At 56.6% G+C, this 16,526-nt stretch carries 19 protein-coding genes, 1 tRNA gene and 1 pseudogene; 15 read left to right on the forward strand and 6 right to left on the reverse strand.

Features of this window, described 5'->3' with window-relative positions; genetic code table 11:
• Nucleotides 1-99 precede the first annotated feature (99 nt).
• On the forward strand, nucleotides 100-2,388 hold the full coding sequence (locus tag E1297_RS44795; RefSeq protein WP_155150012.1) for a glycosyl hydrolase family 28-related protein: 2,289 nt from the start codon (nucleotides 100-102) through the stop codon (nucleotides 2,386-2,388).
• A 41-nt stretch (nucleotides 2,389-2,429) separates the two neighbouring features.
• Here E1297_RS44795 and E1297_RS44800 read toward each other — a convergent pair whose 3' ends face one another.
• Nucleotides 2,430-3,095 carry a hypothetical protein gene (locus E1297_RS44800; protein ID WP_155150014.1) on the reverse strand — a complete coding sequence of 222 codons (666 nt, stop codon included), beginning with the start codon at nucleotides 3,093-3,095 and terminating at the stop codon, nucleotides 2,430-2,432.
• 148 nt (nucleotides 3,096-3,243) lie between these two features.
• On the opposite strand from E1297_RS44800, the gene E1297_RS44805 reads away from it, so the two are divergent.
• Entirely contained in the window at nucleotides 3,244-3,564 is a 321-nt protein-coding gene (locus E1297_RS44805; RefSeq protein ID WP_155150015.1) for an antibiotic biosynthesis monooxygenase, read from the forward strand.
• 72 nt (nucleotides 3,565-3,636) lie between these two features.
• Nucleotides 3,637-4,044: a universal stress protein gene (locus tag E1297_RS44810; RefSeq protein WP_155150017.1), complete on the forward strand. Its 408-nt coding sequence runs from the start codon at nucleotides 3,637-3,639 to the stop codon at nucleotides 4,042-4,044.
• 2 nt (nucleotides 4,045-4,046) lie between these two features.
• On the opposite strand, the gene E1297_RS44815 is transcribed toward E1297_RS44810, so the two are convergent.
• On the reverse strand, nucleotides 4,047-4,529 hold the full coding sequence (locus tag E1297_RS44815; protein ID WP_155150019.1) for a HugZ family protein: 483 nt from the start codon (nucleotides 4,527-4,529) through the stop codon (nucleotides 4,047-4,049).
• 86 nt (nucleotides 4,530-4,615) lie between these two features.
• On the opposite strand from E1297_RS44815, the gene E1297_RS44820 reads away from it, so the two are divergent.
• From E1297_RS44820 to E1297_RS44830, 3 genes are all read left to right on the forward strand, one after another.
• On the forward strand, nucleotides 4,616-5,269 hold the full coding sequence (locus E1297_RS44820) for an NAD(P)H-dependent oxidoreductase (protein ID WP_209016371.1): 654 nt from the start codon (nucleotides 4,616-4,618) through the stop codon (nucleotides 5,267-5,269).
• A gap of 186 nt (nucleotides 5,270-5,455) precedes the next feature.
• On the forward strand, nucleotides 5,456-5,779 hold the full coding sequence (locus tag E1297_RS44825) for an excalibur calcium-binding domain-containing protein (protein WP_209016372.1): 324 nt from the start codon (nucleotides 5,456-5,458) through the stop codon (nucleotides 5,777-5,779).
• Nucleotides 5,780-6,107: 328 nt separating this feature from the next.
• Complete coding sequence (locus E1297_RS44830) at nucleotides 6,108-6,461, forward strand: MmcQ/YjbR family DNA-binding protein (protein WP_155150547.1); 354 nt, start codon at nucleotides 6,108-6,110, stop codon at nucleotides 6,459-6,461.
• On the opposite strand, the gene E1297_RS44835 is transcribed toward E1297_RS44830, so the two are convergent.
• The 4 genes and pseudogenes from E1297_RS44835 to E1297_RS44850 all read right to left on the reverse strand — a co-directional run bounded on the left by E1297_RS44835 (nucleotide 6,458) and on the right by E1297_RS44850 (nucleotide 10,811).
• Nucleotides 6,458-7,108, reverse strand: coding sequence for an ORF6N domain-containing protein (locus E1297_RS44835; RefSeq protein ID WP_209016373.1), 651 nt, complete (start codon nucleotides 7,106-7,108; stop codon nucleotides 6,458-6,460). The genes E1297_RS44830 and E1297_RS44835 overlap by 4 nt on opposite strands.
• A gap of 239 nt (nucleotides 7,109-7,347) precedes the next feature.
• Nucleotides 7,348-7,980, reverse strand: a complete 633-nt coding sequence (locus tag E1297_RS44840; protein WP_155150025.1) for a hypothetical protein — start codon at nucleotides 7,978-7,980, stop codon at nucleotides 7,348-7,350.
• Nucleotides 7,981-8,063: 83 nt separating this feature from the next.
• Nucleotides 8,064-10,163: pseudogene (gene uvrB / locus E1297_RS44845) on the reverse strand (excinuclease ABC subunit UvrB); the annotation flags it as partial.
• A gap of 168 nt (nucleotides 10,164-10,331) precedes the next feature.
• Nucleotides 10,332-10,811, reverse strand: coding sequence for an SRPBCC family protein (locus E1297_RS44850; protein ID WP_155150028.1), 480 nt, complete (start codon nucleotides 10,809-10,811; stop codon nucleotides 10,332-10,334).
• 178 nt (nucleotides 10,812-10,989) lie between these two features.
• On the opposite strand from E1297_RS44850, the gene E1297_RS44855 reads away from it, so the two are divergent.
• The 9 genes from E1297_RS44855 to E1297_RS44895 form a co-directional block, all read left to right on the forward strand.
• The gene (locus E1297_RS44855; protein WP_155150030.1) at nucleotides 10,990-11,301 is read left to right on the forward strand and encodes an ETC complex I subunit; all 312 of its coding nucleotides are present in this window, start codon (nucleotides 10,990-10,992) and stop codon (nucleotides 11,299-11,301) included.
• Nucleotides 11,302-11,315: 14 nt separating this feature from the next.
• A complete protein-coding gene (locus E1297_RS44860; protein ID WP_155150032.1) occupies nucleotides 11,316-11,792 on the forward strand; it encodes a GNAT family N-acetyltransferase in 477 nt (158 codons plus the stop codon).
• A gap of 21 nt (nucleotides 11,793-11,813) precedes the next feature.
• A tRNA-Arg gene (locus E1297_RS44865) sits at nucleotides 11,814-11,890 on the forward strand.
• A 223-nt stretch (nucleotides 11,891-12,113) separates the two neighbouring features.
• The gene (gene rplO / locus E1297_RS44870) at nucleotides 12,114-12,587 is read left to right on the forward strand and encodes a 50S ribosomal protein L15 (RefSeq protein WP_155150034.1); all 474 of its coding nucleotides are present in this window, start codon (nucleotides 12,114-12,116) and stop codon (nucleotides 12,585-12,587) included.
• Nucleotides 12,588-12,696: 109 nt separating this feature from the next.
• A complete protein-coding gene (gene secY / locus E1297_RS44875; RefSeq protein WP_155150036.1) occupies nucleotides 12,697-14,061 on the forward strand; it encodes a preprotein translocase subunit SecY in 1,365 nt (454 codons plus the stop codon).
• Nucleotides 14,058-14,633 carry an adenylate kinase gene (locus E1297_RS44880; RefSeq protein WP_155150038.1) on the forward strand — a complete coding sequence of 192 codons (576 nt, stop codon included), beginning with the start codon at nucleotides 14,058-14,060 and terminating at the stop codon, nucleotides 14,631-14,633. Before secY ends, E1297_RS44880 begins: the two co-directional genes overlap by 4 nt.
• Nucleotides 14,634-14,834: 201 nt before the next feature.
• The gene (gene rpsM / locus E1297_RS44885; RefSeq protein WP_170332212.1) at nucleotides 14,835-15,203 is read left to right on the forward strand and encodes a 30S ribosomal protein S13; all 369 of its coding nucleotides are present in this window, start codon (nucleotides 14,835-14,837) and stop codon (nucleotides 15,201-15,203) included.
• 15 nt (nucleotides 15,204-15,218) lie between these two features.
• Nucleotides 15,219-15,608: a 30S ribosomal protein S11 gene (rpsK, locus tag E1297_RS44890; RefSeq protein ID WP_008757289.1), complete on the forward strand. Its 390-nt coding sequence runs from the start codon at nucleotides 15,219-15,221 to the stop codon at nucleotides 15,606-15,608.
• Nucleotides 15,609-15,722: 114 nt separating this feature from the next.
• Nucleotides 15,723-16,526, forward strand: an 804-nt coding sequence (locus E1297_RS44895; RefSeq protein ID WP_244328114.1) for a DNA-directed RNA polymerase subunit alpha, incomplete at its 3' end; no start/stop codon positions are given.

Raw genomic sequence — 16,526 nt, forward strand, 5'->3', positions numbered from 1 at the left:
TTTCCGATACTCAGGCTTTCGCGTTTGGGGCCGGTCCCGAACTGAGGTTTTGACGTGTGCCGCGCGACAGGCTGCGGCATGATTGGGAAAGGGATTTAAATGAACAAGGCGATCACCGACGGTATAGTCTTCACACCACCTGCATTCGCCAATGGACTGGATGTCTGGTCGAGCGGTGACGGCACGCCCGGCTCACCGACATATGCAGGATCGGGAACAGGGGCATTCGTTCCTGCCGATGCGGATTTTGCCGGATGCCTGGAAGTTCTAAAGACCAGTGCAACGCAGAAGGTGCGCCACATGGGGCAGACGCCTTTGTTACCGGGTTGCTATTTGCAGATAAAGGCCCGGGTCAAGGCGATATCAGGCCCATTGCCTCAGGTGCGTATCGCCGGTTGGGCCGGTGGTGCGGGAGATACGCACGTAACAGGTCTGGTCGAACAGGGGCCTGCGACGCAACTGTCGGGCTATGGTACCGTGCACGAGATCACTGCCATCGTTGGCACCGGCAAACGCCCGGGCGTGGATATGCCTTGGGGTGTTTCCGCCCTGTACGGCCATTTTGGCGTGGATATCGACGGCACAAACGGGGCTTTAGTACGGATTGATGACATCGAGATCACTGATGTAACCAACGTATTCCTGCGCGACATGATCGGGTTTGTCGATGTCCGCGATTACGGGGCGATTGGTGACGGTGTCGCCGATGACTCGGCAGCGTTCGAGGCAGCGGATCAGGCCGCAGGCGGGGGTCGTATTCTGGTTCCCAAGGGCATGTACCTGTTGGCGCAGAACACCAGCATGTCGTCGGAGATCGAGTTTGAGGGCACGGTCACCATGCCCGATGACAAGATGTTGCTGCTGACCAAGAACTTTGACCTGCCCACCTATATCTCAGCATTCGAGGATGAGACGTTGGCGTTCAAGAAGGCGTTTCAGGCCTTGCTGAACAATACCGATCATGAGTCGCTTGATCTGGGTGGTCGCAAGATATCGGTTACCGAACCGATCGACCTGGCCGCGGCTGTGCCCAACCGGCAGGGAGGTTTCTCAACTCGTCGTATCATCCGCAACGGGCAGTTCGACGTCAGAAGCAGTTCAGCTTGGGATACTGAGGTTTTCGCATCGGTTGCGACATATGATCCGTCCCGGCCTCACAACCTGACCAACGTCGCAAATGTTGCCAACATCCCCGTTGGGTCGCTGGTTACCGGCAGCGGCGTCGGGCGCGAGGTCTATGTGAGCGCAAAGAATGTGGGTGCCGGAGAACTGACGCTGAGTGCAAGGCTCTACAGTGGTAGCGGTACGCAGAATTTCGGCTTCACCGCCTTCAAGTATTTGCTGGATTTCAGTGGTTTCGCCAAATTGCGGAAACTTGGCATGGAGCAGATCGAGTTCCAGTGTAACGGCCGCTGCAGCGCCATCCGCCTTGCGCCGTCAGGCAGTACTTTTTCGTTGGCGAATTGCTTTGTGAGTCGCCCCAAAGATCGGGGGATTACCTCGATCGCGACAGGATGTCAGGGTATGCTGATCGACAATTGCCAGTTCTTGTCGAGCGAGGAGTCCTTTAACGTACCGCAGCGCACATCCATTGCGGTGAACGCAAATGCGAATGACATCAAGCTGCGCCATAATCTTGCGAACCGGTTCAAGCATTTTGCGGTTCTGGGCGGGGACAACAATCTGGTTCTGGGCAACCATTTCCACCAGGGGGACAGCATTCCGAATGGCGTGCGCCATCCGGGATTGGTGATGATTGGTGCCTATAACAGTTCGAAAATCTCTGAAAACTATGTCGATAACTGCTTCATTCAGTGGACAAATGAGCGCGATACCACGCCAAGCTATACAGCTGGCTATTCGTTCAGTGCCATGAGCATTACCGACAACATCTTTTACGCAAGTAAACCGGCGAACTGGTTCAGCTTTATCGTTATTCGCCCGTATGGCGCAGGCCACACCATCTACGGCATGAACGTGACCGGAAATCTGTTCCGAACGAGCAGCGGATCAATCGACCGGGTCGAGCGGGTCGACACCACTTTTGCCAATCTCGATCGCGATCGCTATTCGAACGTCAAGTTCGAAGATAACACCTTCCACGGTATAAGTTTCAAGACTGCCAATCCGTTGCGGATGCGTCATACTCAACACTCTCATTCCCATGCATGGACAGTGGATTCACTGGACCGGCTGCCTTTTGGAGGCAAGGCGCGCAGTTGTGAAAGTGTGGTTGCGCTTGGGCCGCTCAGAAACGTGTTCAACGGGGTAAGCCATGTGGCACCGTATGTTGACCTTCAGCAGGGTATCAATAACCGGTCGGTCACCCTGCGCTGGCCCGAAGCCTTGCGCGGTGAGGCATCCGTCACGATGAGTGTTGAACACTAGACATCGCGCCGGCCACCCCTAACCGGGTGGCCGGTCCGTCTTCAGAAGTCGCGCCAGAGTGCAAGTCGGGCCCCGATGGCATCCTGTGCAGAGGTTTTTTCCACCCCAACAATCCAGGTGAATTTTCCCTTTCTTGGGCGGATCATCAATGATGGGCGCGCGCTCCAGTAAAACGGATATCCGGGCGCATAATAGGTTTCGATCTGTAGCAGTGGATCCAGGAGGCGATCCGTTGAAAGTCCGACCGTCACATCGAGCTTTCTGATCAAATCTGCATGCGTCCGGTATTCAAGGGCAGTATCGACAGCGAGCCAGCCGTTGCCCAAGCCGGTCTGCAGCCCTTTGCCATAAGACAGTGTGGCCTTGTACATCGCCCAGGACTGAAGTCCCCGATGATGCGCGCCCAGACCAAGTTCGGCTGCGAAGCGACCGGGATCCCCCAGATCTGCAAGCGGGAAGCGGGCAAAAACCACAGCGTGGCCATATTGGTCCTGATGTTCCTCGGCATCGAGGCCGATGGTCAGTTTGGGGCGCAGACCCCACTCCGCATAAAGGGATGACTTGTACTTGCGGGTTCCGTCATTTTCCGCGAAGCCGGAGACAGCCACAGCGGTGAAGCCATGCCCCTTTTCCCTTAGCCAGGCCCCGGCCCAGACAGGCCCTGCAGACACGAACACGTATAGAATGATGGTGATGATGCGACCCATGCGGGCAGCATCCTTAAGCTTGGTTAACGGAGGGTTATCCAATTTTGCTTTTTCGAAAAAATCAGCCTGCGCCCGTTCAGTGCATACAGGAAACAGGAGACGTTTCAGAAAGCTGTGCTAGGCTTGGATCAGCCAAAGGAGATTCCAGATGCCAGAAATTTCGAAAACCGCGAGCGTTCAAACCGTTATCACCACATTCGAGATGACCCCGGGAACCTGTCAGGATCTGTTGGAAGCACTGACCGATGCATATGCGGATTTCATTTCGAAACAGCCCGGATTCGTATCAGCGGGTCTGCACGTGAATGATGCCCAGACCCGGATCGCCAACTATTCGCAATGGCAGCGCCGTGAGGATTTTCTGGCTATGTTGCGCACCCCAGAGATGCGGGATCGCAATCGCAAAATCAATGAGCTGTGCAAGAGTTTTGAGCCGGTCATGTATGACGTGGCAGAAACCTTTGGCTGATCCTGACCTGAATCAAAGCTGAATAGGACGACCCGGTTCAATCTGGGTGTGCAAATTACGGAGGCACGCGCCATGTATCACAATATTCTTGTTCCGATTTCCTTTGATGCCGAACGTGACACTTCGGGGCCGCTGAAGCTGGCGCAGATACTTGCCACTCCGGATGCCCAGGTCACGTTGCTGCATGTGGTCGAGCATATTCCGGACTATGCGATTTCTTACATGCCGGTGGAGTATCTGACCGAGGCGCGCAAGGCGATTCAGACCGAGCTCGATATGCTTGCGGAAAAACTGCCAAACGCCACGGGTGTGGTGATCGAGGGGCATTCGGGTCGGACGATTCTGGATTGGGCGGAAACTAACAAGCCTGATCTGATTATCATGGCTTCGCATCGACCCGGGATGCAGGACTTGTTGTTGGGATCAACTGCCACCCATGTTGTGCGACACGCAGGATGTGCGGTGCATGTTGTCCGTTAAGGTCAGAGATCAGCTGCTGAAAGGCGCCAGGCTTTACCAAAGCCGCCATTCAGCAGCCCATCGGTCGTATTGAACCGAACAAATCCGAAATCGGCAAAATCCACATAAAGCTTGGCCTTGGGGCGTAGCGAAAGATATCGCGTGCGCAGGGTGGTGTGTTCGGCACTGTCGCGGGCGATCAGATTAGCGGTGCAATGCAGTGTCAGACGCGGGTGGGTCAGCGGGTCACCTTTCTCTCTGGGTTCGCCAATCAACAACGCACAAGCTGGGTTCGCCTGCAGGGCGCGTGTGTGTTCGGCAAGGGTCGAGATTAGAGTAATGGGCTGGTTATTGGTGTCGGTCGCCAGGGCGATCCGGGTGACCGAAGGCAGTGAGGTTCCGGGTTGCAGCACCGCAAGGGCAGCATATTCTGCACCAGCCAGCAGTTCATGCGCGAGAGCACGGGCGGTGTCGTCAAACGGTTGGAATGGATCGGATCGCGTCATATCTTCTTCACCGGATAAGGTCGGGTGACATAAGCACTTATTCTGCGAAAGTGCGAGAGCGGAATTGACCGTCAAAGGAGGCAAAAGTGCCGTTGAATTTTCTTGTCTTTCTGGGCTCGGTCCGGCAAAGCACACCTCCGCGCCCGGCCCGCTTGGGTGAACGTGTGGCCCGGGCCTGCCATAAACAGCTGTCCGAAATGAGTGCTGATGTCGAACTGATCGACCCTCTGGAGCTGCAGCCCTCGCACCCGTTCAAGCCGCATTTCGCATATGCTCAAGGCCGTGCGCCAGGTGCATTGAATGTGCTGGCTGAGAAGATTGAACGGGCGGATGGTTATGTCATGGTCAGCCCTGAGTACAACCACTCGATGTCGCCTGCTCTGGCGGATCTGCTGAACCACTTCGGAAGTTCCCTGTTCTCATACAAACCCAGCGTCATTGCGACCTATTCCGCGGGCCAGTGGGGTGGGGCACGGGCCGCTGTCAATATGCGTACGTATCTGAGTGAGCTGGGTTGCTTGCCAGTTTCTGCGATGATCCACGTCCCCAAAGCTCATGAGGTGTTTGAGGTGGATGGTGCGTTTGCTCCTGATGTCGAAGCCGATCGGTGGCACGGTTATATGGGGCGGGCATTTGAACAGCTGTCCTGGTGGGCTGGTGCCGCTGCGCATCAACGCGAGGCTTTGTCCCATCCTGAGGCCTTTGCGCGGGATCCGTCGCAGCGCAATGCGCCTTCATAGGCAAATTGAGTAACTCTCCTGACCGCCTCGGCTTTGCCACATAGTTTCGGTAGCATTCAAATTATGACGTCTGAGAATCCTTCATACGAAGAAAGCAAACCGAGGCCATCCAGAAGGCAGCAGCGGGCTGAGGCTGTGCGCCGCAAGGCTCTCTCGCCACTCCGCATATTTATGATGGTACTGGCGTTGCCAATTACCACCGCGACGATCGCCCTTGGGGTTTATCTGCGAACGACCGATTACGAACATGCGGAGGCGGTCATTCATCTGGTCGCACTGGCGGGATGTGATGCAGCGCATGCCTTGGGCATGGGGGCCGTGCGCGAAGGGCAGCCCGGGTATCACAAGCGCAACGATCCTGATGGAGATGGGGTCGCATGCGGAACGTTTGTCGTGGAAAATCCGACGGCGGTCATCCCTGCTCCGGTGCCGTCTTCTGCACCTGCACCTGCGCAGGCAGAGGCCCCAGCGCAGCGCAGGGTAGGGAATGCAAAGTTTGTGAAACCCTGAATGACGAAGGCAATCTATAACCGACAAAAACTGTCAACTATATGATTTTGTTGGATTTTTTGTTGACATCATAATCAGCATGACTAACTGTAGGACGTAACAGGATTACAGGTACCCAGCTGCAGCCAGCCATCGCCAGCCACGGCAAGGAACCCAGATAATCCTGATCTGGCAAATAGTGTTCTCTGAGCACCAGATCTTCCACAGCAACGCAGGTTATCCCACGCAGCGATGAAGGTCTGCCGTCTGATCCGAACATTGCGAAATGGCGCGGGCAATCTGCCGGACAGGCTTGTCTTCACCCCACACGGTCGCCATGAATGACGTCATGACCCGCGATGAATTCAACACTTTTTGCGCCAGTCTCAAAGCTACCAGCCATGTGGTGCAGTGGGGCAATGCGGATGTATGGAAAGTGGGCGGAAAGGTGTTTGCGATCTGTGGCTGGAACGATGGTGCAGATGCGTTCACCTTCAAGGCCACCGATCTGGCCTTCGAAGTTCTCGGCGACGAACCCGGCATCCGCCCAGCGCCTTATCTCGCCTCACGCGGGATGAAGTGGCTGCAGGTCTATGAGGAACGCGGGATGAGTGACGCATCCCTTCGCGAGCATATTGTGATGTCTTATGAACTGGTCGTGGCCAAGCTAACCAAGAAGATGCGGGCCGAGTTGGGGGTTTAGCCCTTCATCGCGTGCAGCAATTCAATCAGCCGCTTGCGGTCATCGTCATCGGTGTAGTCACCGGTGGCCAGACGTTCGGCGATGCGCAGGCGCAGGCGTTCCTGTTGGGTGCGCACCTCTTCTCCGGCCGTTTCAGCCAGGGTTTTCATGATTACTGCCACGGCCTGTTGCCGCTTGGTGGTCGGGTTGGCGATGTAGTCGACAAGGCTCTGCTGCCCGGAATCGAGGATGTTTTCGGCCAGATCGCGCAGTTGATCGCCATTGGGCAGCAGCGGGGCGGGGGCATCCTCGGGTGGCAGGATTTCCGGCACGCTGCGCGGGGTTTCGGCCAATGCGTTTGCGCCGTCGACGAAGGCTTCGGTGATCATGCGGGTGATCTTGATCGCGCGCGGGTCCTTGAACAGGGCCGAGGCGATGGCAACGCCGTAATCTGTATAGACCCACGGATTGACCCGCCGCCCGCCGCGGCCTTTGGGTTTTGAGATCACATTCTGTGATTGCAAATTAGCGACCTCGGCATCGGTGAGTTGAAAGCGGTAACCCTCGAACAGGTCTTTGTTGCGCGACACGGCCTGATTGAAGGCGCTGACGGATTTTCCGTAGAACTGCGCCAGATCCTCGGCCAGCACCACGCGGGTGCCGCGCACCCGGTGAATGGCGCTTTGGACCTCATGCGTACTGGGCAGGTTATTGGGTTTCGTCATGGCAACCGTTTGGAATCACAAAATGTGATTTCAAACGTGGAGGAGAGGGCGCTGAGCTGCAACCTTGAAGTGTGGGATACTTGTTAAAGCACTACCTTATCAGCCGGTCGCAGTCATGTTGGCCCGGACAAAACGGGTGAGATCCGGTTGACGGCCCTCGTATCTACGTCTCCATACAATGGTCAGACGGGTGAAAATGTGACGAAGATCCTGCATTGCAAATGCTCTTTCAGGTAAACGGCCTTTGCCCAAGCAGGGTCCTTTTTCTTTTGTGATCTGGCAAAAGTTTCTTCACAAACTTCCAGTGCCTCCTTTTCGGCGGCCTCACGCGTTGGCGCGCTCGCAGAATAAGCCCAAGTATGAATGCCATTAACTGCAAAGGACCGATAGCTATCAAAGTTCAACCGAGACCATCCGACAAGGAAATTATAGGCTTCCACTGCGTCATTTGACAGGGTGCGTGTTTTCGGTTTGAAATCGAACCCTTTTGGTACCACAGAAAGGTACAATACACAGTCTTCAGGTCGATCTGCCTTGAACCGGCACGACCGCATCGCATTATCTTGCGCTGTTTTTAGGTTATGATAACCCCATGCGGCACCGTTGCTGTCATTGGTCTTTTTTGTTGTGTTTATCGCAACCGCACCAAAGAAATTTGCCTTGTGAGAATACCTGACATCTCTCTTTTGAGAGCCGCGGAGCTTGACATCTGAATGATAAATGACAGTGCGCCCAGAGTAGTCCAGGCGAGTTTCATCTGACCATGCAGGTGCGATAGAGGTTAGGATGATGAAAACTGAGATAAAAAATCGCATAAGCTACCTTTTGCTGCTAGGGTAAATTTCTCAGGCCAAACAATGCTATAAGCTGCAATAGTGCGTGGTCTCAACCAAAAAGTTCACCGCTTCCTCCGCTTCACATTCCCACCCCGCTGCCCCGGCCTCCCAGCCGTTGACCGTCCGCGCGATTTCACTGCATCTTCCGAGGCTTTCTCGACCGCCCATTGGCGCGCCATGGGGTCGTCGGCGACGGCGAGATCGACCGCTTCCAGACGTTTGATCTCGTCCCGGATGTTGGCAGCCTCTTCGAATTCCAGGTTCTCGGCGGCTTTGCGCATCTGTTCGCGCAGGCCGTCCAGATGGGCCTCGAGGTTGGCACCGTGCATTGGTTTGTCGATGGTGGCGGTGACGCGGTTCATGTCCACATCGCCTTCGTAGAGACCGGCCAGAACGTCCTCGACGTTTTTCTTCACCGTCTCGGGGGTGATGCCGTGTTCCTCGTTATAGGCGATCTGTCTGGAGCGGCGGCGGTTGGTCTCGTTCAGCGCCCGCTCCATGCTGCCGGTGATCTTGTCGGCATACATGATCACCCGGCCATCGGCGTTCCGCGCGGCGCGGCCGATGGTCTGGATCAACGAGGTCTCTGATCTCAGGAAGCCCTCTTTATCCGCGTCCAGAATGGCGACCAGCCCGCATTCGGGGATATCGAGCCCCTCGCGAAGCAGGTTGATCCCGACCAGCACATCGAACGCCCCCAGCCGCAGGTCGCGCAGGATTTCGATACGTTCCAGCGTATCGATGTCCGAGTGCATGTATCGGACTTTTATTCCCTGTTCGTGCAGGTATTCGGTCAGGTCCTCGGCCATGCGTTTGGTCAGGGTGGTAACCAGCGTGCGGTAACCATCGGCGGCAACCTTGCGCACCTCGTCCAGCAAGTCGTCGACTTGCATGCTGACGGGGCGGATTTCGACCTCGGGGTCCAGCAGGCCGGTGGGGCGGATCACCTGTTCGGTGAAGACACCGCCGGTCTGTTCGATTTCCCACTTGGCGGGGGTGGCCGAGACAAAGACGGATTGCGGGCGCATGGCGTCCCATTCCTCGAACTTCAGCGGGCGGTTATCCATGCAGGAGGGCAGGCGGAACCCGTGTTCGGCCAGCGTGAACTTGCGCCGATAGTCGCCCCGATACATGCCACCAATCTGCGGGACGGAGACGTGGGATTCGTCGGCGAAGACGATGGCATTGTCAGGGATGAATTCGAACAGGGTCGGGGGCGGTTCGCCCGGTGCGCGGCCGGTGAGGTAGCGCGAGTAATTCTCGATACCGTTGCAGACACCAGTTGCCTCGAGCATCTCAAGGTCAAAGTTGGTGCGCTGCTCCAGTCGTTGCGCCTCCAGCAGTTTGCCTTCGCCGACGAGTTGGTCCAGCCGAATGCGCAGTTCCTTTTTGATGCCGATGATCGCCTGCTGCATCGTCGGCTTAGGCGTCACGTAGTGAGAATTCGCATAGACCCGCACGTGTTCCATCGTGGCGGCGCGTTCGCCTGTCAGGGGATCGAATTCGGTGATCTGTTCCAGTTCTTCGCCAAAGAACGACAGCTTCCACGCGCGGTCTTCAAGGTGGGCGGGCCAGATTTCCAGTGAATCGCCCCGCACCCGGAACGAGCCGCGTTGAAACGCCTGATCGTTGCGGCGGTATTGCTGAGCCACCAGATCAGCCATCACTTGCCGCTGGTCGTATTCATTGCCGACTTTCAGGTCCTGCGTCATCGCCCCGTAGGTCTCAACGGACCCGATACCGTAGATACAGGAGACCGAGGCAACGATGATCACGTCATCGCGTTCCAACAGCGCTCGGGTGGCCGAGTGGCGCATCCGGTCGATCTGTTCGTTGATCTGCGATTCTTTTTCTATGTAAGTGTCGCTGCGCGGCACATAGGCCTCGGGCTGATAGTAGTCATAGTACGAGACGAAGTATTCGACCGAGTTCTCAGGGAAGAAGCCTTTGAACTCTCCATATAGCTGCGCTGCCAATGTCTTGTTGGGCGCGAGGATGATCGCGGGGCGCTGCGTTTCCTCGATCACCTTGGCCATGGTGAAGGTCTTACCGGTACCGGTCGCACCCAGCAGAACCTGATCACGCTCGCCGTCCAGAACACCTCCGGCCAGTTCTTTGATCGCCGTGGGCTGATCACCAGCGGGGGCGAACTCGGTGTGCATGACGAACTGTTTGCCGCCCTCAAGTTTCAGGCGTGCGCGGACGTCTTCGGCGGTCAGTTGCGTCTTGTCGGAATGGGCGTATGGCATAAGCAGGCTCCGGGTCAGGTCCCTACATTTGTTCTTATTTTGTCCAACTGCAAGGGCTGATCCGGTCTAGAAACCAAAGTTTCAGTAAAAGGCAAACTGGGCGTCCGGGATCTGGTCTGTGCGCAGTTTTTCAGCCAGTGCTTTCAGATTGCTGTCCAGCACCCGACCCATCATCACTTTCAATAGCGTTTGCCCCAACAGCCAGCCCAATGGGCCGTACTTCATCTCGTAATCCATGCTCCAGATCACCCGCGAACGACTATCTGCGAGTGGTTCGATGGCAATCGCTGCATGTGCCTCAGTCAGGGGCATCGCCGGCATCTCGGACAAGCGGACGCTATAGCCTCGATTGGGTCGCCAGTCTGTGACCTCTTCGATCAGTGAAGTTCCGTTCTCAAAGTGACAGCGCCGCTTTGATCCGACGCCATCCTTGCCGTTCGTCAATGCATCTACGGTTGTGACCTGTGGCGCGAATTCGTCGATATGCATGAAGCGGCTCAGAACCATCCAGATTGCTTCGGGGTTGGTGTCGATCTCCAGTCTTCGTTCATGATGGATCATCGTGGTGTCCTCGTTTTGGATTGATCAGAAAGATAGCGTAGACTGATGACAGTTTCTGACATCAGTGGTCTTGTGCGAGAGGGCGAGGCACGAAAGCTTGCTGTGACAATTGTTGTCTTGTCCCAGCGCACGCTCTGACGCATAAACAACGTCAGCCAAGTGAGTACGGAGAGGCGACATGCGCGCACGGATTTACCAGCCTGCAAGGAATGCGATGACTTCGGGCATGGCCAAGACCCACAAGTGGGTTCTGGAATATGCACCCGCGTCAGCGCGTGAGGTTGATCCGCTGATGGGCTGGACATCGTCCGACGACACGCAGACTCAGGTGCGCCTGAAGTTCGACACCAAGGAAGAAGCGCTGGACTATGCCAAGGATAATGGCATCGAGGTGCAGGTCAGCGAGCCTCATAAGCGCAAACCGAACTTGCGCGCACGGGGCTATGGCGAGAACTTTGCCACAGACCGCCGCAGTCCCTGGACACATTGAGCGAGACCCATCGCATGATCGATATCCGCGAGGCTGATCCTACTTCGGACGCCCTGCGTCCGGTGGTGCAGGCGCATTTTGCTCATAGCGAGACAGCGGGACCTGCAGAAAGCAATCACACTATGGATGCCGACTCGCTGGCGGGGCCGGGCATTCGGTTCTGGGCGCTGTATGAGTCCGACCAGCCGCTCGGCTGTGGCGCGCTCAAGACATTGCCGGATGGAACGGCCGAGGTGAAATCGGTTCACATAATATCGCAGGCGCGTGGCCGTGGATTGGCTCGGGTGATGATGAATCACCTTGCCGAACTGGCGCGGGACGAGGGGGTTTCGGCACTGGTGCTTGAGACTGGCGCAGCGCACCTGACCGAATATGATGCCGCGCGCAAACTCTATGAAGCGCTTGGTTATTCCTATTGCGAACCAATCTTCGGCTACACCAACGACCCGAACAGCGCATTCATGCGCTTGGCTCTTGAACCCGGTCGCTAAAACCATCAAGAAGGGCCCAGCGGTCCCGTAGCTCAACTGGATAGAGCAGCTGACTTCTAATCAGCAGGTTGAGGGTTCGAGTCCTTCCGGGATCGCCATTCGCACAAAGTGTTGTTGTCGACACTGATCCGGCAATCGGAACAAGTGCTAGGCATTCAAATGCACGTGACCCATGGTGCAAGGTTTGCAACCCTCTTGAATCACAGATGTCATCCGTCTATACGCGCTCGGTGGCCGTATGGGCTGCGAGAATCAAAACCAAGAAATGCCGTGTTTGGCCCATCACGCTTCGGGGGTCACATCCGGCTTAGGAGAAGCGATATGAAACTGCACGAATTGAGCGACAATCCTGGCGCCGCACCGAAACGCACCCGCGTTGGTCGTGGTCCCGGTTCCGGCAAAGGTAAAATGGGTGGCCGTGGTATCAAAGGCCAAAAATCCCGTTCGGGTGTGGCCATCAATGGCTACGAAGGCGGCCAAATGCCATTGTACCAGCGCCTGCCCAAGCGTGGCTTCAACAAGCCGAACCGCAAGGAATTCGCTGTTATCAACCTGGGCCTGATCCAGAAATTCGTCGACGCCGGCAAGCTGGACGCCAAAGCTGCGATCACCGAGGACGCACTGGTTGCATCCGGTCTGGTTCGTCGCAAACTGGACGGTGTTCGCGTTCTGGCCAAAGGCGAAATCAGCGCCAAAGTGAACCTGGAAGTCACCGGTGCTTCGAAAGCTGCCGTTGAGGCAGTTGAAAAAGCGGGCGGTTCACTGAAAGTCACAAAAGCTGCTGCGGCAGAGTAAGCGCTTGTGAGCGGGCGAAGACCCGCTTACATAGACTTCAGAGTTTTCCAAGACGCCGTCCGAGCCGGAAAACGGTTCCGGGCGGCGTTTTCACAAGAGAGACCGATTTATGGTATCAGCAGCAGAACAAATGGCGGCCAACACAAGCTGGGCTGCCCTTGGCAAAGCCACCGATCTGCGCAACCGCATCCTGTTCACGCTTGCATTGCTGATCGTCTATCGTCTGGGCACCTTTATTCCGGTGCCGGGGATTGACGGACAAGCGCTGCGCGAGTTCATGGAGCAGGCGGGGCAAGGCATCGGCGGCATGGTTTCGATGTTCACCGGCGGGGCGCTGGGGCGGATGGGCATCTTTGCCCTCGGCATCATGCCCTACATTTCGGCTTCGATCATCGTGCAGCTGCTGACTGCGATGGTTCCCGCGCTTGAGCAACTCAAGAAAGAGGGCGAGCAAGGGCGCAAGAAAATCAATCAGTATACGCGCTTTGGCACCGTGGCTCTGGCGACTGTTCAGGCCTATGGCCTGGCCGTTTCGCTGGAATCGGGTGACCTTGCGACTGATCCCGGTCTCTATTTCCGTATGTCGACCATGATCACGCTGGTTGGCGGCACCATGTTCCTGATGTGGCTGGGTGAGCAGATCACCGCGCGTGGCATCGGTAACGGTATCTCTCTGATTATCTTTGTCGGCATCATCGCCGAGGTTCCTGCAGCACTGGCACAGTTCTTTGCTTCTGGCCGTTCGGGCGCGATCAGCCCAGCTGTCATCGTTGGCGTCATCGTAATGGTAATTGCGGTCATCACCTTCGTGGTGTTCATGGAGCGGGCACTTCGCAAAATCCATATTCAGTATCCGCGCCGCAACGTCGGCATGAAGGTTTATGAGGGTGGTTCCAGCCACCTGCCGGTCAAGGTGAACCCCGCAGGTGTTATCCCTGCTATCTTCGCAAGCTCGCTGCTGCTGTTGCCGGTGACGATCTCGACCTTCTCGTCGGGCGCAACGAATGGACCGGTCATGTCTTGGTTGCTGGCCAACTTTGGCCCCGGGCAGCCACTTTATCTGCTGTTCTTTGCTGCAATGATCGTGTTCTTTGCCTACTTCTACACGTTCAACGTGTCGTTTAAGCCGGACGATGTTGCAGACAACCTGAAAAAGCAGAACGGTTTTGTGCCTGGCATCCGTCCCGGCAAAAAGACCTCGGAGTATCTGGAATACGTGGTCAATCGTGTGCTGGTGCTGGGCTCGGCCTATCTGGCGCTGGTCTGTCTGTTGCCGGAAATTCTGCGGAACCAGTTTGCCATCCCGTTCTATTTCGGCGGCACGTCGGTTCTGATCATCGTCTCTGTGACCATGGACACGATCCAACAGGTCCAGAGCCATTTGCTGGCGCATCAATACGAAGGGCTTATCGAAAAGTCCCAGCTGCGCGGTAAAAGCAAGAAACGCGGCAGGAAGGGACCCGCTCGTCGATGAACATCATATTGTTGGGCCCCCCGGGGGCAGGTAAAGGGACGCAAGCGCAACACCTGGTCAAGACACGCGGCATGGTCCAGCTGAGCACCGGCGACATGTTGCGCGAAGCCAAGACCTCTGGCACCGATATGGGCAAGAAGGTTGCGGCTATCATGGACGCGGGCAAGCTGGTCACCGATGAGATCGTGATCGGCCTGATCGAAGAAAAGCTGATGACCGAAAAAGGCGCTGGTTTTATCTTTGACGGCTTCCCACGCACGCTGGCGCAAGCCGACGCGCTGGCGGCTCTGCTTGCCAAGCTGGGTCAGTCGCTGCACACCGTGATCGAAATGCGTGTTGATGACGAAACGCTGGTCAAGCGCATCGTCAACCGAGCCGAAGAGGCACGCGCTGCTGGTGAACCCGTTCGGGCAGACGACAATGAAGAGAGCGTTCGCATCCGCCTGATGGAGTACTACAAGAAAACTGCTCCATTGATCGGCTACTACTACGCCAAGGGCGATTTGCGCCCGGTCAATGGCCTGGCCAGCATTGACGAAGTGACCGCTTCGATCGAGGCTGTTCTCGGCTAAATCTGAAATGGGCTTGACGGCACCGCCAAAAGCCCATATCGACCCCCATCCCTTTTGGGAATCAACTGCGCATTCGGGATTCGTCCTGATTGTCGTAACTACCTCGTACAAATGCTGGATCCTCTGGCGTCACTGCCAAGATCAAGTGTTGTGAAAAAAGGTTCCGGAGCTACGGAACCGCAACAAAAAGGAAAGTGACACGTGGCACGTATTGCCGGCGTAAACATCCCGACTGCAAAGCGGGTACCTATCGCCCTCACATATATCACCGGTATCGGCAACACCTCGGCCAAAGCGATCTGCGAAGCCGTGGGCATTGAAGCGACCCGTCGCGTCAACGAACTGTCCGACGCCGAAGTTCTGAAAATCCGCGAATACATCGACGAAAACTTCACCGTTGAAGGTGACCTGCGTCGTGAAGTTCAGATGAACGTCAAGCGCTTGATGGACCTGGGCTGCTATCGCGGTCTGCGTCACCGCCGCAACCTGCCGGTTCGCGGTCAGCGTACCCACACCAATGCTCGTACCCGCAAAGGCCCCGCAAAGGCCATCGCTGGTAAGAAGAAATAAGGGAGGGTCTGACTGATGGCACGTGATAAGACTCGCGTTAAGCGCAAAGAGCGTAAGAACATCGCATCGGGCGTTGCCCATGTGAACTCGACCTTCAACAACACCAAGATCCTGATCTCGGACGTACAGGGCAACGCCATCTCGTGGTCGTCTGCCGGTACTATGGGCTTCAAAGGATCGCGTAAATCGACCCCCTACGCCGCTCAGATGGCTGCAGAAGATGCAGGCAAAAAGGCGCAGGAACATGGCGTCAAGACGCTGGAAGTCGAAGTTCAGGGCCCCGGTTCGGGTCGTGAATCGGCTCTGCGCGCGCTGGCTGCAGTGGGCTTCAACATCACGTCGATCCGCGACGTGACTCCGATTGCTCACAACGGCTGCCGCCCGCCGAAGCGCCGCCGCGTCTAAGCGATTTTGAATTGAGCTGGGGCTGTGTTTTTGCACGGCCCCAGCACGTCATTTTAAACCTCGGGCGTCTGCACCTTGTTGGTCATGGGGCGCGGACAGGAATGGAGGGATTACATGATCCATAAGAATTGGGCAGAATTGATCAAGCCGACCCAGTTGGAAGGCAAGCCGGGCAACGATCCCGCGCGTCAGGCGACTCTGGTTGCCGAGCCGCTGGAGCGCGGCTTTGGTCTGACTCTGGGCAACGCGCTGCGCCGCGTTCTGATGAGCTCGCTGCAAGGCGCGGCCATTACCAGCGTTCAGATCGACAACGTATTGCACGAGTTCTCGAGCGTCGCAGGCGTTCGCGAAGACGTCACCGACATCATCCTGAACCTCAAGCAGGTTGCCCTGCGCATGGAAGTCGAAGGCCCCAAGCGCCTGTCGATCAATGCTAAAGGCCCCGCAGTTGTCACCGCAGGCGACATCAGCGAAAGCGCTGGCATCGAGGTTCTGAACCGCGATCACGTCATCTGCCACCTGGACGATGGCGCTGACCTGTTCATGGAACTGACCGTCAACACCGGTAAGGGCTATGTCTCGGCTGAGAAAAACAAGCCGGAAGACGCGCCTATCGGTTTGATCCCGATCGACGCGATCTATTCGCCAGTCAAAAAGGTTGCCTATGACGTTCAGCCGACCCGTGAAGGTCAGGTTCTGGACTATGACAAGCTGACTCTGAAGATCGAAACCGACGGTTCGATCACGCCGGAAGACGCGTTGGCCTTTGCCGCACGTATCCTGCAGGATCAGCTGTCGATCTTCGTCAACTTCGACGAGCCGGAATCAGCTGGCCGCCAGGACGAAGACGATGGTCTGGAATTCAACCCGCTGCTGCTGAAGAAAGTAGACGAGCTGGAATTGTCGGTCCGTTCGGCA

This window comes from Roseibium sp. RKSG952, assembly GCF_009711355.1.

Bases quoted from the DNA above. Each gene is read 5' to 3' on its own strand.
- E1297_RS44795 (WP_155150012.1), top strand. From the start codon at position 100: ATGAACAAGGCGATCACCGACGGTATAGTCTTCACACCACCTGCATTC.
- E1297_RS44800 (WP_155150014.1), bottom strand. From the start codon at position 3,095: ATGGGTCGCATCATCACCATCATTCTATACGTGTTCGTGTCTGCAGGG.
- E1297_RS44805 (WP_155150015.1), top strand. From the start codon at position 3,244: ATGCCAGAAATTTCGAAAACCGCGAGCGTTCAAACCGTTATCACCACA.
- E1297_RS44810 (WP_155150017.1), top strand. From the start codon at position 3,637: ATGTATCACAATATTCTTGTTCCGATTTCCTTTGATGCCGAACGTGAC.
- E1297_RS44815 (WP_155150019.1), bottom strand. From the start codon at position 4,529: ATGACGCGATCCGATCCATTCCAACCGTTTGACGACACCGCCCGTGCT.
- E1297_RS44830 (WP_155150547.1), top strand. From the start codon at position 6,108: ATGACCCGCGATGAATTCAACACTTTTTGCGCCAGTCTCAAAGCTACC.
- E1297_RS44840 (WP_155150025.1), bottom strand. From the start codon at position 7,980: ATGCGATTTTTTATCTCAGTTTTCATCATCCTAACCTCTATCGCACCT.
- E1297_RS44850 (WP_155150028.1), bottom strand. From the start codon at position 10,811: ATGATCCATCATGAACGAAGACTGGAGATCGACACCAACCCCGAAGCA.
- E1297_RS44855 (WP_155150030.1), top strand. From the start codon at position 10,990: ATGCGCGCACGGATTTACCAGCCTGCAAGGAATGCGATGACTTCGGGC.
- E1297_RS44860 (WP_155150032.1), top strand. From the start codon at position 11,316: ATGATCGATATCCGCGAGGCTGATCCTACTTCGGACGCCCTGCGTCCG.
- rplO (WP_155150034.1), top strand. From the start codon at position 12,114: ATGAAACTGCACGAATTGAGCGACAATCCTGGCGCCGCACCGAAACGC.
- secY (WP_155150036.1), top strand. From the start codon at position 12,697: ATGGTATCAGCAGCAGAACAAATGGCGGCCAACACAAGCTGGGCTGCC.
- E1297_RS44880 (WP_155150038.1), top strand. From the start codon at position 14,058: ATGAACATCATATTGTTGGGCCCCCCGGGGGCAGGTAAAGGGACGCAA.
- rpsK (WP_008757289.1), top strand. From the start codon at position 15,219: ATGGCACGTGATAAGACTCGCGTTAAGCGCAAAGAGCGTAAGAACATC.